Annotated in this window: 10 protein-coding genes; 3 read left to right on the top strand and 7 right to left on the bottom strand. The window is 72.7% G+C overall.

Going from position 1 to position 13,110, the window contains the following annotated elements; genetic code table 11:
* Positions 1 to 47: 47 nt before the first annotated feature.
* The 4 genes from ACWDYF_RS13620 to ACWDYF_RS13605 all read right to left on the bottom strand — a co-directional run bounded on the left by ACWDYF_RS13620 (position 48) and on the right by ACWDYF_RS13605 (position 4,463).
* Entirely contained in the window at positions 48 to 1,625 is a 1,578-nt protein-coding gene (locus ACWDYF_RS13620; RefSeq protein WP_381737445.1) for a sodium:solute symporter family protein, read from the bottom strand.
* A 389-nt stretch (positions 1,626 to 2,014) separates the two neighbouring features.
* Complete coding sequence (locus ACWDYF_RS13615; protein ID WP_079158950.1) at positions 2,015 to 2,206, bottom strand: DUF397 domain-containing protein; 192 nt, start codon at positions 2,204 to 2,206, stop codon at positions 2,015 to 2,017.
* Between the two features lie 214 nt (positions 2,207 to 2,420).
* Positions 2,421 to 3,278 (bottom strand): helix-turn-helix domain-containing protein, encoded by an 858-nt coding sequence (locus tag ACWDYF_RS13610; RefSeq protein ID WP_018567149.1) that lies wholly within the window; start codon positions 3,276 to 3,278, stop codon positions 2,421 to 2,423.
* A 423-nt stretch (positions 3,279 to 3,701) separates the two neighbouring features.
* On the bottom strand, positions 3,702 to 4,463 hold the full coding sequence (locus ACWDYF_RS13605) for a GOLPH3/VPS74 family protein (RefSeq protein ID WP_026252425.1): 762 nt from the start codon (positions 4,461 to 4,463) through the stop codon (positions 3,702 to 3,704).
* Between the two features lie 508 nt (positions 4,464 to 4,971).
* Between ACWDYF_RS13605 and ACWDYF_RS13600 the strand changes: the two genes are divergently transcribed.
* Positions 4,972 to 7,020 carry a D-alanyl-D-alanine carboxypeptidase gene (locus tag ACWDYF_RS13600; protein ID WP_389463026.1) on the top strand — a complete coding sequence of 683 codons (2,049 nt, stop codon included), beginning with the start codon at positions 4,972 to 4,974 and terminating at the stop codon, positions 7,018 to 7,020.
* 168 nt (positions 7,021 to 7,188) lie between these two features.
* Positions 7,189 to 9,093 (top strand): MFS transporter, encoded by a 1,905-nt coding sequence (locus ACWDYF_RS13595; RefSeq protein WP_381737449.1) that lies wholly within the window; start codon positions 7,189 to 7,191, stop codon positions 9,091 to 9,093.
* 43 nt (positions 9,094 to 9,136) lie between these two features.
* On the opposite strand, the gene ACWDYF_RS13590 is transcribed toward ACWDYF_RS13595, so the two are convergent.
* The 3 genes from ACWDYF_RS13590 to ACWDYF_RS13580 all read right to left on the bottom strand — a co-directional run bounded on the left by ACWDYF_RS13590 (position 9,137) and on the right by ACWDYF_RS13580 (position 11,739).
* Positions 9,137 to 10,039, bottom strand: a complete 903-nt coding sequence (locus ACWDYF_RS13590; RefSeq protein ID WP_381737450.1) for a MerR family transcriptional regulator — start codon at positions 10,037 to 10,039, stop codon at positions 9,137 to 9,139.
* 79 nt (positions 10,040 to 10,118) lie between these two features.
* Positions 10,119 to 10,640, bottom strand: coding sequence for a glutathione peroxidase (locus tag ACWDYF_RS13585; RefSeq protein WP_381737451.1), 522 nt, complete (start codon positions 10,638 to 10,640; stop codon positions 10,119 to 10,121).
* Positions 10,641 to 10,650: 10 nt separating this feature from the next.
* Positions 10,651 to 11,739 carry an ArsR/SmtB family transcription factor gene (locus tag ACWDYF_RS13580; protein WP_389463023.1) on the bottom strand — a complete coding sequence of 363 codons (1,089 nt, stop codon included), beginning with the start codon at positions 11,737 to 11,739 and terminating at the stop codon, positions 10,651 to 10,653.
* 82 nt (positions 11,740 to 11,821) lie between these two features.
* Here ACWDYF_RS13580 and ACWDYF_RS13575 point away from each other — a divergent pair, with 82 nt between their 5' ends.
* Positions 11,822 to 13,030: an MFS transporter gene (locus ACWDYF_RS13575; protein WP_381737453.1), complete on the top strand. Its 1,209-nt coding sequence runs from the start codon at positions 11,822 to 11,824 to the stop codon at positions 13,028 to 13,030.
* Positions 13,031 to 13,110: the final 80 nt, after the last annotated feature.

Here is a 13,110-nt window from a genome sequence, read left to right as displayed (position 1 = left end):
GTAGCCGAACGGGAACGGTGCGTTCAGGGGCTCCGTGGGCGCGGCCCTCACGACGGCGGGGTGCCCACCACGTCGTCGCCCGCGCCCGCCGGGGCCGGTACCGCCGCCGAGGAGGCGCCGTCGCCGTCCCCGTCGGTGTTGACCCGCTCGATGACGGCGAGCCGTTCGGGGGTGTCCTCCGGGCGGACGTAGCCGATGACGACGTACAGGACCAGGGAGACCGCGAGCGGGATCGACACCTGGTACTGGAGCGGTACGCCGCCGTCCACGTGCGCGTCGACCGGGTAGTTCACCAGCCAGAACGCCAGCAGACCCAGCGCCCAGCTGGTGAGCGCCGCGGTCGGTCCGGAGCGGCGGAAGGGGCGGAGCAGGCCCAGCATCATCGGGATGGCGATCGGGCCCATGAGACCGGCGACCCACTTGATGACGACCGTGATGATGTCCTTGAAGGCGGGGGACTCGACCTGGGTCGCCACCGCCATGGACAGGCCGAGGAAGACGACGGTCGTCACCCGGGCGGCCACCAGCGCGCCGCGCGTGCCCCACGCCCGCGCCCGCCGCGACAGCACCGGTGCCACGTCCCGGGTGAAGACGGCGGCGATCGCGTTGGCGTCCGAGGAGCACATGGCCATCGTGTGGGAGAAGAAGCCGACGACGACCAGGCCCAGCAGCCCGTGCGGCAGCAGTTGTTCGGTCATCAGGGCGTAGGAGTCGGAGCCGTCGGGCCTGGCCGCGTGCACCAGCAGCGGCGACATCCACATGGGGAAGAAGAGGACGGCCGGCCAGACGAGCCACAGCGCGGCGGACAGGCGCGCCGAGCGCTCGGCCTGGCGGGCGCTGCTCGTGGCCATGTAGCGCTGGGCCTGGTTGAGCATGCCGCCGTTGTACTCGAAGAGCTTGATGAACAGGAAGGCCAGCAGGAACACCGTGCCGTACGGGCCGACCAGCGGCTTGCCGTGGCCGTGCAGGGCGGGCTCGTCCCAGGCGCCGAGGAAGCCGATGCCCTTGTCCTCCAGCTTGAGGACGACGGCCACGAACATGGAGACACCGGCGAGCAACTGGATGACGAACTGCCCCAGTTCGGTGAGCGCGTCCGCCCACAGGCCGCCGATCGTGCAGTAGACGGCGGTGATCGCCCCGGTGATGAGGATGCCCTGGTCGAGGCTGATCCCGGTGAAGACGGACAGCAGGGTCGCGATCGCCGCCCACTTGGCGCCCACGTCCACGATCTTCAGCAGCATGCCGGACCAGGCGAGCGCCTGCTGCGTGGGGAGGTTGTAGCGGTTCTTCAGATACTCCAGCGGCGAGGCCACGTGCAGCCGGGAGCGCATCCGGTTGATGCGCGGCGCGAACAGCTTCGAGCCGATGGCGATGCCCAGGGCGATGGGGAACGACCAGGTGACGAAGGAGGTGACGCCGTAGGTGTAGGAGATGCCCGCGTACCCGGTGAACAGCACCGCGCTGTAGCCCGACATGTGGTGCGAGATGCCGGACAGCCACCAGGGCATCCGGCCGCCCGCGGTGAAGAAGTCGCTCACGTCGCCCACCCGCCGGTGCGACCAGAGGCCGATCGCCACCATCACACCGAAGTAGCCGATGAGCACGGCCCAGTCGAGACTGTTCATGTGCCCCCTTCCAGGGTCCGCCTTGTGAACTCCGCTCAGCAGGTGGGCACTTCGCCTGAACGGGGGAGGGGCGACGAAGGCCGCGAAGTGCCCGCTCATCGTGGGATCGCTCGCATGGGCACGACAAGAAAGCGGAAGGTCAAGACGGAGTAAAAGGTTCTGCTTGCTGACCTTGGTTCAGCTATATGAACACGCGGGGGTGGTGTCGGGGTGTTCCGGCGGGGCCGGTCCGGGCAGGGCGAAGCCCCCTCGGCAACGACGGCGGACCGGCCGAGGGGGCTTCTGCGGGCGGCGCTCACGGGGCTGCCGCGTGCGCCTGCTGTGTGCTCTTCAGTTGTGGTGCGGTGTGCCGGGCGAGGAACGGGAGGGCCCCGGCAGAGGCCCCTGCCTCAGGACTTGACCGACGCCACGAAGGAGTTCCACGCGTCGGCGCGGAAGCCGAGCGCCGGGCCCCCGGGGACCTTGGAGTCCCGGACCGCCATGGCCGCGACGACCGGTGACTTGACCTCGACGCACGCGCCGTTGCCCGTGGAGTACGAGGACTTGGTCCACTTCGCCGTGGCACCCTGACGAATTGCCATTTCTGCTCCGGATTGCGAGTGAGGGGTTGAATGGCTGACACCGCACGACGCGTTCGGGGAACCCACAGCGCGGTTTGCGCCAACGGTGTTGCTCGATGGCGTGATCGACGCTACTCGCCGCGCTCGATGGGTGAAGCAGCCGTTCACTCGACCGGATGGCATATTCCAACAGCTCTTCCGTCTACGGCTGTTGACGGTGTACCGTGCCCGCCTCTCAGCGTGCGTAGTCCTTCGCGGCCTTCTCGATGAACTCCCGCGACTGCTCCACGTTGAGGGCCTGCGCGCGCAGGTGCTCGTACATCACGCTGTACTTCTGCACGTCGTTGGCCTTCTCCAGATACAGGTCGCTGGTCACGCCCTCGATGTAGACCACGCTGGAGTCCGCCGTGTCCGGGAACTCCAGGATGGCGTACTGGCCGTTCAGACCCGGATGTGCGCCCATCCCGAAGGGGATCACCTGCACGGTCACGTGCGGCAGTTGCGACTGCTCGACCAGGTGCTCCAACTGCTCCCGCATCAGCGCCGGACCGCCGACGACCCGGCGCAGCGCGGCCTCGTCCAGGACCGTCCACAGCCGCAGCGGGTTCTCGGCGGCCGCGATGCGCTCCTGTCTGCGCATCCGCACCTGGACGCGCTTCTCGATGTCCGCGGGCGTCGTCTCCGGCAGCGCGCCGGCGATCAGCGCCTCCGCGTACTGACGGGTCTGGAGCAGCCCCGGGACCACCTGCGGGTCGTACACCCGCAGACTCGCCGCGTCGGTCTCCAGACCGATGTACACGCTGTACGGGATGTCGCCGAAGGAGTGCCACCAGCCCTGCTGGCGCGAGTCCTTGGCCATCTGCATCAGCGAGTCGACGATCCGGTGGTCCTCGACCTCGTAGACCCCGCACAGATCGCGGACGTCGCGCTGGCTGATGCTGCGCCGGCCGTTCTCCAGACGGCTGATCTTCGACTGCGACACGAGCAGTCGTTCCGCCACTTCTTCCGCCGTCATGCCCTTGAGCTCACGGAGCCTGCGCAGCTCCTGGCCCAGCCGGCGCCGCCTGACGGTGGGATTGACATTGGACGCCACGGGACGCGCACCTCCGGCTGCATGCCTCTACTTTGCGTATCTGCTGCTGAGCAGATTGCCACCAAGCGGCTTGCCTCCGCTGGGAAACGCCGGATATGCGGCGTCCGCAAGCCGGTTCGGGGGCCCTGGTGAGCGGCCGGGCGGGGCGCCGGAACCCCGGGGTGGACCCCCGGGTTCCGCCACCCCGCCCGGACCAGCGGCTCCCGAACCGGGTCTGGGGACTGCGCTGCGGCGTGTGCGGCGTGCGCGGCCCGTACGGTCGTACGACCTGTACGGCGTGCGCGTGGGTGCGGTGGTGTCGTGCTTCCGTGGTGCGGTCGTGCGGTGTTCCTGTGGTGCGGTGTTTGTGCGGTGCGGTGCGGTGCTTCTACGGTGCGCCGCGGTGCCTTCGCCGTGGAGCGGCTGCCGCGCCGCCGCGGCGGATCAGTGCGCCACCGCGCGCATCATGGCCCCGGCGCCGTGCTGCGGCTGCATCGGAACGCCGCGGGCCGGTTCCGGAGCGGGCCTGCCGCCCGCGGTGGCCTGCCGGCCGACCGGCGCCTGGCCGCGGCGGGGCTGGGCCGCCGCGCCGTTCTGCACGTCCATCACGGCGTGTGCGACGAGACCCCCCATGGGGTCGTGCCGGATCAGATCGCGCAGCCGGGACCGGGACGAACGCCCCTCGTTGCCCGGATACAGGTGCTTGCCGAGGCCGACCGCGTGGGCCAGCGCCGCGAGCGCCGCGGTCCGCGGGTCCGGCGGTACGCCGGTGCGGATCGCGGAGTCGAGCCGGGCCCTGATCTCCCGGCTGATCGCGTTGTCCGTCGCCTGATAGCGAGTCGTCGGCAGCACCCCGCACATCTGGCCGGCCACGGCGTGCACCATGCCGCACCGCTCCAGATGCGAGAGATAGGTCTGGCGGAGCCCGAGACGCGGCCCGCCGATCCAGTGGACGGCCCGTACCGGAGCGCCGCGCCTCCGCAGCAACTCCAACGCGCAGTCCAGTGTCGGATCTCCTGTCGGCCGTGGCACCACCACGGCGATACGATCCCCGTCTGGGGCTATCCGTCCGGCCAGCGCCAGCTCCACTAGCTGTGCCCCGGCCAGACCCAGGTCGAGCGACTGCGGCTGCGCAGTGGTACCCGTGGTCGGGTCCAGTGCCAGCAGCAGAAGCTCCTCCGGAAGTGTTCTGCGGCTCCTGCCCATCCATGCCTCCCCGCGTGGATGTACGACAGGGTGACCCCTCTCACATTGGTCTGTCGAGAGTGCGTGACCGCTTCGTAGTGGAACCAGTAGGTATGTCGTTCTCGTCTTCCCCGTGGGTTTGGTCCGCACACAGGACACTGGTACATGGTTCGGACAGCGGTACGACCGGGTGGTACAGGCGGTGGTACCTCCGCTGGTACGGCCGGCCGGTACGGCTGTGTGCGGGTGGCGGTTCACGGTTCGGTAGCGGCACGCGGGGCGTGCGGCACATGAGGAGGCATCGGTGGCGGGCGAGTCCCCCGACAGGTCGAAGCAGCGCGAGTCGTCGGCAGAACCGACGTCGGGGAGCGCGGGCCCGGTTCCCGGGGCCAGGAGCGAGACGCGGGATCCCCGCGATCCGCGCCTCGCGCTGAGCGGGGAGTCCGGTGCGTCCGGGGCGGCGGCCGGTGAAGCGTCGGGTACGTCGGGTACGTCCGGTACGTCCGGTACGTCGGGGAGCCGCGGTGGCGTGGACACGGCCACACGGGTGCTCTCGGTGCGGGATGTGGTGACGGAGCCGGAGTCGGAGCCGAAGCCGAAGCCGGAGGCGGAGGACGATCCGGCGGAAGCGCCGGAGGCGGGCGAGGACGCCGGGCAGGCGGAGGAACCGGCGGCGGAGGAAGCCCGGGACGGCGAGGACGCCGAGGACGGCGGGAAGCCCGAGGCGGACGTCGCGACGGACACGAAGGCGGACGCCGGGACGGCCGACGACCCCGAGCCCGAGCCCGAGGCGAAGGCGAAGACCGCCGAGCCCAAGGCCCCCGAGACCGGGACTCCGGAGTCCGAGACCCCGAAAGCGGGCACCGCCGCCTCCGAAGCCGAAGCCGAAGCCGAAGCCGAAGCCGAAGCCGAAACCGAGGCCGAGTCCGAGCCCGCCGTCGACCGGCCCACCGCCGTCTTCAAGAAGCCCAGGCCCGCCGTCGACCAGCCCACCACCATGCTGAAGCTGGGCGGCGCGGCGAAGGATGCGGCGAAGGACGGCGCGAAGGCCGCCCCGAAGCCCGGCGAGGGCGGCGAGGGCAAGGGCGGCGCCAAGCCCGCCCCCAAGCCCGCGGAGTCCGAGGCCGAGCGCACCAGCAAGTTCGTCGCGCTCAAGCCCCTGGACGCCCCGGACGCCCCGAAGCCGGAGTCCGCCGCCCCGGCCGGGCCGAAGGCGCAGCCCACCGCGCCGACCGCGCGCACCACGCCCGCGGCCCGGCCCGGCTTCGAGCGGACCACCCAGCAGCCGCTGCCGCCCAAGCCCCCGCTGGACCTGCTGGCGGAGCTGACGAACACTCCGCCGCCGCCGGAGACCCCGCTGCGCACGACGATGCGCCGGGTGAAGATCTGGACCCCGCTGGTCCTGCTGCTCCTGGTCGTCTTTGCGGTCGTACAGGCTCTGCGCCCGCTGCCGGCGCCCGCCCTCGCCCTCACCGCGAAGGACACCTACGCCTTCGACGGCGGCAAGCTGTCCCTGCCGTGGCCGGACGAGGGCCAGGGCTGGATGGACGTGCAGGGCGTCGGCGCGATGGGGCAGTTCGGTGCCCAGAAGCCGGTGGCCATCGGGTCGGTCGCCAAGACCATGACGTCGTACATCATCCTGCGCGACCACCCGCTCAAGGTGGGCCAGGAGGGCCCGAAGATCCAGATCGACCCGACGGCCGAGAAGGAGGGCGGCTACGACAAGGGCGGTGAGTCCACGCTCAACACGGTCAAGGCCGGCCAGAGCCTCACCGAGAAGCAGGCGCTGTCCGCCGTCATGATCCCGTCCGCGAACAACATCGCGCGGCTGCTGGCGCGCTGGGACGCGGGTTCCGAAGCGGCGTTCGTCAAGAAGATGAACGACACCGCCAAGGAACTGGGGATGACCCACACGACGTACACCGACCCCTCCGGTCTGAAGGAGACGACCGTCTCCACCGCCGAGGACCAGGTGAAGCTCGGCAACCAGGTGGTGCAGAACCCGGCGCTGGTGGCCATCACCAGCGCGGCCAGCTGGACGGACCCGTCCGGCAAGAACTGGCCCAACTGGAACGAGCTGCCGTACCGGATGGGCGCGATCGGCATCAAGACGGGCAGCACCACCGCGGCCGGCGGCAATCTGCTCTTCGCCGCCCGCAAGAAGGTCGGCGGCGAGACGGTCACGATCGTCGGCGCGATCCTCGGCCAGCACAAGGGCCCGTCGATCCTCGGCACCGCCAACGCCGTCAGCAAGACCGCCCTGGAAGCCGCCAAGGAGGCCCTGACCTCCGCGAAGATCCTCAAGAAGGGCGACGTCGTCGGGTACGTGGACGACAAGCTCGGCGGCCACACCCCCGTCGTGGCCACCGAGGACGTCACCGCGGTCGGCTGGGCCGGTTCGCGGGTGAAGCTGTCCTTCGCCGCCGACCAGGTGCCCCACTCGGCGAAGGCTGGGACCAAGGTCGGCACGCTCACCGTGGGCGACGGCGGCGCGGGCGGCGCGATCAAGGTGCCGGTCGCCCTCCGCCAGGACCTCGGCGAGCCGGACTTCCTGGCCAAGCTGACCCGGATCAGCTGACCGGTGCGGGCCCGGCCCCGGGCCCGCGCCAGCGGTCCGCACACCCCGTCGGGGAGCCCCACCCGGGGCGCTCCCCGGCGGGGTGCGTGCTAGCGTCACGAATCGGGCACGTCACCGGTCGTGGGACGAGGCCGCGAACAGAGGACGGGACACGGGGAGTGCCTTCAGGTGGCCACAGCGGAGCCGACACGCGCCGACGACGCCGATCCGGGCCCGGGAGCAGGCCCGCGAATAGGTTCGCGCGCCCCTGACACGGAGCGCGACCGGACGCGGGCGGACGGTGACACGGCGCGGGCCGGTGGTGACGAACTCGCCTGGGCGGCCCGGTGGCCGCGTGCCCGCGGTGCCGTCCTGGCGCTGCGTGAGCGGATGCTCCGGCATCCCGTCCTCTCGATCACCGCGCTGGCCGGTGTGCTGCACATCATCTGGTTCTTCGCCTTCGCCAACAGCGGCGGCGACCTCGCCGCGCAGGACGCGTGGGCCGAGTTCGTCGGCCGCCACCCGGACTCGGCGTACAACCTCGCCTGGTACGGCGGGATGCACGCGGTCTCCTACAGCATGGTGTCGCCGTATCTGATGTCCCTGCTCGGCGTCCGTACGACGATGATGATCGCGGGCACGGTCTCCGCGGGCCTGCTCACCCTGATACTGCTGCGCAGCCGTGTGGTCAGAAACCCGCTGTGGGCGGCGCTGGCCGGGGTGTTCGGGCTGCTGTGCAACGCGCTGTCGGGCCGGGTGACCTTCGGTCTGGGCACGATGTTCGCGCTGGGCGCGGTCGCCGCCGTCTTCTGCTGGCCGCACCGCTGGCGCCGCAAGCGCTGGGCGAAGGCCCTGGTGGCGGCGCCGCTGGCCGCGCTCGCCACCATGGGCTCCCCGGTGGCGGGCCTGTTCGTGGGCCTGGTGGCGGTCGCCCTCTTCCTCCAGAAGCGCCGCCCCGGCGCCTGGGCGCTCGGGCTGGCTCCGGCCGTGGTGGTGGCCGTCTCCGCGCTGCTCTTCCCCTTCTCCGGCACCCAGCCGATGGGCTTCGGCTCGGCGTCCCTGCCGCTGCTGTACGCCGTCCTCGCGGCCGTCCTCGTCCCCCGGGAGTGGACGACGGTCCGGATCACCTCCTGGGTGTACGCCCTGTCGGTGGTCGGGGTCTGGGTGATCAGCTCCCAGATCGGCTCCAACATCACCCGCCTGGCGATGCTGTTCGCCGGGGTGGCGCTGGTGGCGGCGCTGCCGTTCACGGTGCCGCGCTCGCGCAAGTGGTACGCGACCGTGCTGGCGCTGACCGGCTTCGTCGTCTGGATCGGCTTCAAGTCGGTGGACGACATCGTGCACACCGCGCCCGCCGCCTCCTGGTCGCGCGAGCTGGCCCCACTGGTCAACCAGTTGCAGAAGGCCGGCGCGCAGAAGGGCCGGGTCGAGGTCGTCCCGGCCAGCTCGCACCGCGAGGCGTCCGCGCTGGCGCCGTACGTCAACCTCGCCCGCGGCTGGAACCGCCAGGCCGACATGGAGCGCAACCCGCTCTTCTACGACGACACGCTCAACTCGGCCAACTACCACGACTGGCTCCAGCGCTGGGCGGTGCACTACGTGGTGCTGCCCAAGGGCGAGCCGGACGGCGACGGCGGGCAGCGCGAGCGGGCGCTCGTGCAGCGCGGCATGCCCTACCTCAGCCAGGTCTGGGGCGACGCCAACTGGCAGCTGTTCAAGGTCACCGACCCCAAGCCGCTCGCCGAGCCCCACGCCGTCGTCGACCGGGCCGAGCAGGGCGAGCTGACCATCGAGGTGCGCGAGCCCGGCCGGGTCCTCATCCGCATCCCGTACTCGCCCTGGCTGAGCCTGGTCGACGAGCACGGCAAGAGTCTCAAGGCGCCCCAGGAGACCGAGGCGTCCAAGCACCGGACCGAGGGCACGCCGAAGACGTTCGACAACGTCAACGGCTGTCTGGCGGAGACCCCGCAGGACGCCAGGGGCGACAGGTGGACGAGCCTGCTCGCCCCGAAGACGGGCACCTACCACCTCGCGGCGCCCTACCGCCTGCCGCGCGGCACCCCGTGCCCGGACGAGCTGAAGCCCGGCAAGTGAGCCGGGCCCCGGCGCTCACCTCACCGGATCACCTCACCTCGCCTCACCTCACCGGAAAGGCCACGTCGCACACCGGGTCCTCCGGCCCGGCCGCCTCCCAGTCGGCGAAGTACACCTCGCGGCAGGGCCCGGCAGGCGTCAGCCCCTGACCGGTGATCCACCGCCCCACGGCGTCGAAGGCGGCCTGGATCTGCGGGTGGGCGACCTGTGCCTTGGTGATCCGGGTGTACGCCAGCCGCCGTACGGGCTCGACGCGCACCGCCGTGTCCCAGGACCGCCCCCGCGCCTCGGCCCAGGCACGCGCGGCCCGCTCGTCGGCGACCGGGACGCAGCACTCGGCGGGGCCGTCGCTCTCCATGGACACCTCGGCGTGGTAGACGACGAACGGCGGCCCCGCCACCCCGCCGCACGCCCGCGCCGCCTCCTCCAGCCGGCCCAGCGACGCCCCGATCCACGCGGGCAGCTCGCCCGCCAGCGTGTGCCGGGTCTCGGTGACCACCACCTGCGCGGGCACCTCGACCGTCTCGACCGCGAACTTCCCGTACATGTCCTCGCTCCTCCCGGACAGCCGTCCACGGAGGTAGTCGGCGAGGGTCCGCTGCCCGGCCACCCGGCGCTCGACGTCCGCCCAGTACGCGCTGAGCAGCCCGGCCGCGCCGGGCCCGTCCAGTTCGGCCGCCGCGAGCACCTCGGCCACCCGCGCCAGCGGCATGTCCAGCCGCCGCAGCAGCGCCACCAGCCGGGCCCGCTCCGTCTGCGACGCGCGGTAGTAGCGGTAGCCGCTGGCCTCGTCGACCTGCGCCGGTACCAGCAGCCCCAGGCGGTCGTACAGCCGCAGCGCCTTGGCCGACAGCCGGGCCCGCGCGGCGAACGCGCCGATGGTGAGCAGTTCCTCTTCTTCCCCGGCTCGCCCGGCTTCCCCGTCCACCGTGCCATCCTCCGTCACCGGGCGGCCTGTCCGCCCGGTGCCGAGGACGTTCCCCCCTGCCCCAGGGGCAAGGTCAAGGGGCAAGGTCAAAGGGGGCTCAGCCGAGCCGCGCCTCGACGGCCGCGACCAGCTCGGGCGCGTCCGGCTCGGTCTGCGGGGAGAACCGGGCGACGACCTCGCCGTCCCGGCCGACGAGGAACTTCTCGAAGTTCCAGCGGATGTCCCCGCTGTGCCCCTCGGCGTCGGCGAAACCGGTCAGCCGCTCGTACAGCGGATGCCGGCCGTCCCCGTTGACCTCGGCCTTCTCGGTCATCGGGAAGGTGATGCCGTACGTCGCCGAGCAGAACGCGGCGATCTCGTCGGCGCTGCCCGGCTCCTGCCCCATGAACTGGTTGCAGGGCACCCCGAGCACGGTGAAGCCCTGCTCCGCGTACCGCTCGTGGAGCTTCTCGAGTCCGGCGTACTGCGGGGTGAGCCCGCACTTGGACGCCACGTTCACGACGAGGACCACGCGTCCCGCGTACTGCCCGAGGTCCGCGTCCCCGCCCTGGAGCGCGCCGATCTCCACACCGAGCGGAGAGGTGGGGGAGAGGGCGCCGTTGCTGTCTGAAGTGGTCATGCGTCGGATGCTAGGCCCTGCCCCCGCACCCCGGCCCGCCCGGCCCCGGCCCGCCGCGCCTTTCCGGCCCCGGCCCCCGCCCGCCACGTCCCGGAGTCCGGTCACCGGCCCCGGTCCTCCCCGAAGCCGCCTCCACGAGCACCTGGCCCGCCGCCGTGCGCGTGTACAGGACCGACCGGCCCGCCCGGTGCCGCTGGGCCAGCCCCGCGTCCAGCAGCACCCGCAGATGGCGGCCGACGGAGCCCAGCGCCTGCCCGGTCACGGCGGTCAGCTGGGTCGTGCTCAGCGGCGAGCCGAGCAGGACGAGCACCTGCGCCCGGGAGGCGCCCAGCAGCGCGCCGAGGGCGGCGGGCGCGGCCGTCCGCCGCTCGTCCGCACCGGCCAGCACACCCGTGCAGGGGTAGACGACGGCGTACCGCAGCCCGGACTCCTCCCAGGACACCCAGCCGCAGTACGGGGTGACGGGCACGAAGAGGAGCTGCGCGCCGGAGATCTCCCGCGGCGGGTACTCGTGCAGATTGACCTGGAAGCGGCTCCCGCCCAGCCACCGCGTCCCCGGCCGCAGCCCGTCCAGCACCGCCGCCCAGCCGCCCCGGCCGGCCTGCGCGGTCCGCGCCGCCACATCGGCCTGGAGGATCCGCCGCCGCCGCTCCCAGGTGGGCCGTACGGTCTCCGTCCAGACGTACTCCAGCAGCCGCGCCGCCCGCTCGGGCAGGTCGTCCCGCTCCAGCAGCTCCGGTACGGGCCCGGCGAGCGCGGTCCGCAGGTGCGCGCGGGCGGCGGCCGGGCCGGTGGCCCGCACCCGCGCCACCTCCTCGGCGAAGGACTCCCCGTCGCGGGGCGTGGGCGTGAGGAAGTCGGCGATCCACTCCCGGCCGAGACCGGCCCGTACCAGCGCGGCGGTGACCGGGTCCCCGGTCAGCAGCGCGCGGTAGCCGGGCAGGTGGCCGCGCAGCCACTCCCGCTCGCCCGGATGCCCGCCCGTGTGCCCGGCCGCGCCCTTGTGCAGCAGGATCAGGCTCGCGAACGTCTCGGCCAGCGGCGAGACGAGGAACCGGCTCCCGGCGAGCGTGTCGGCGTTGACCTGCCACCAGCCCACGGAACCGACCGCCCTCCCCGTGACGTTTCGCACCCGCGCGAAACAGTACCGGCCGCCACCGCACCGCCCCAGACTCCGGCGCATGCGCAGCTACCAGGACCTGTTCCGCACCCCTGAGTTCACCCCGCTGTTCCTGTCCACCGCGGCCCAGACCGCCGCCCAGACGATGAGCGGACTGGCCCTGGGCACCCTCGTGTACCGGGCCACCGGGTCGCCGCTGCTGTCGGCGGTCAGCATGTTCGGCCCCTCGCTCGCGCAGGTGCTGGGCGCGACGCTGCTGCTGTCCGGCTCCGACCGGCTGGCCCCGCGCCCGGCCCTGACCGGTGTGACACTCGCCTTCGCCGCCACCACGGCCGTGCTCGCGCTGCCCGGACTGCCGCTCGGCGCGCTCTTCGCCGTCGTCCTCGTCCAGGGGCTGGTCGCCTCGCTCGGCGGCGGGGTCCGCTGGGGCCTGCTGAACGAGATCCTGGTGCCCGGCGGCGACACCGGCTATCTGCTGGGGCGGTCGCTGTTCAACATGATGGGCGGCCTCCTCCAGATCGTCGGGTACGCGGTGGGCGGCGCCCTGGTCGCCGTGCTGTCCCCGCGCTTCTCGCTGCTGTCGGCCGCCGTCCTGTACGCGCTCGCGTGCGCCGTCGTCCGCCTCGGCCTGAGCAGGCGCCCGCCCCGCGCCACCGGCCGCCCCTCCGCCGCGGCGACCTGGCGCACCAACGTCCTGCTGTGGTCCGACCGCCCGCGCCGCCTGACCTACCTGGGCCTGTGGCTGCCCAACGGCCTCGTCGTCGGCTGCGAGTCGCTGTACGTCTCCTACGCCCCCGACGCGGCCGGGCCGCTCTTCGCCTGCGCGGCGCTGGGCATGCTGGCCGGGGACGCCACGGTCGGCCGGCTGCTGCCGCCCGCCGTGCGCCGCCGCGCGGCCACACCGCTGCTGCTGCTCCTGGCCGCGCCCTATCTGCTCTTCGCGCTGCGCCCGCCGCTGCCGGTGGCCGCCGCCCTCGCCGCGCTCGCCTCCGCCGGGTTCGCCGCCAACCTGGTCCAGCAGGAACGGCTGATGGCCCTGACCCCGGCCGCGCTCAGCGGCCACGCCCTCGGCCTGCACTCGGCGGGGATGCTGACCCTCCAGGGCGTCAGCGCGGCGCTGGCGGGCTCGGTGGCCCAGTTCACCTCACCGGCGGTCGCGACGACGGCCATGGCGGCGGCGTCCGCCGCGGTGACCCTGGCCCTGGCGGCGGCCGCCCGGCGCACCCCGGCACAGGCGGACGGCCGCCCCCGCCCGGCCCCGGCACCGTGACCGCCGACTCCCGGCCCGATGTGCCCCCTTGCGGCCCGCTTGCACGAACCCGGATATACAGGGGTGGGCCGCCGCCCGGC

Source organism: Streptomyces sp. NPDC003284 (assembly GCF_053589675.1).
The sequence above is the reverse complement of the archived record's forward strand: the minus strand, read 5'-3'. Positions and strand labels throughout refer to the sequence as shown.

Bases quoted from the DNA above. Each gene is read 5' to 3' on its own strand.
- ACWDYF_RS13620 (WP_381737445.1), bottom strand. From the start codon at position 1,625: ATGAACAGTCTCGACTGGGCCGTGCTCATCGGCTACTTCGGTGTGATG.
- ACWDYF_RS13615 (WP_079158950.1), bottom strand. From the start codon at position 2,206: ATGGCAATTCGTCAGGGTGCCACGGCGAAGTGGACCAAGTCCTCGTAC.
- ACWDYF_RS13605 (WP_026252425.1), bottom strand. From the start codon at position 4,463: ATGGGCAGGAGCCGCAGAACACTTCCGGAGGAGCTTCTGCTGCTGGCA.
- ACWDYF_RS13585 (WP_381737451.1), bottom strand. From the start codon at position 10,640: ATGACCACTTCAGACAGCAACGGCGCCCTCTCCCCCACCTCTCCGCTC.
- ACWDYF_RS13575 (WP_381737453.1), top strand. From the start codon at position 11,822: ATGCGCAGCTACCAGGACCTGTTCCGCACCCCTGAGTTCACCCCGCTG.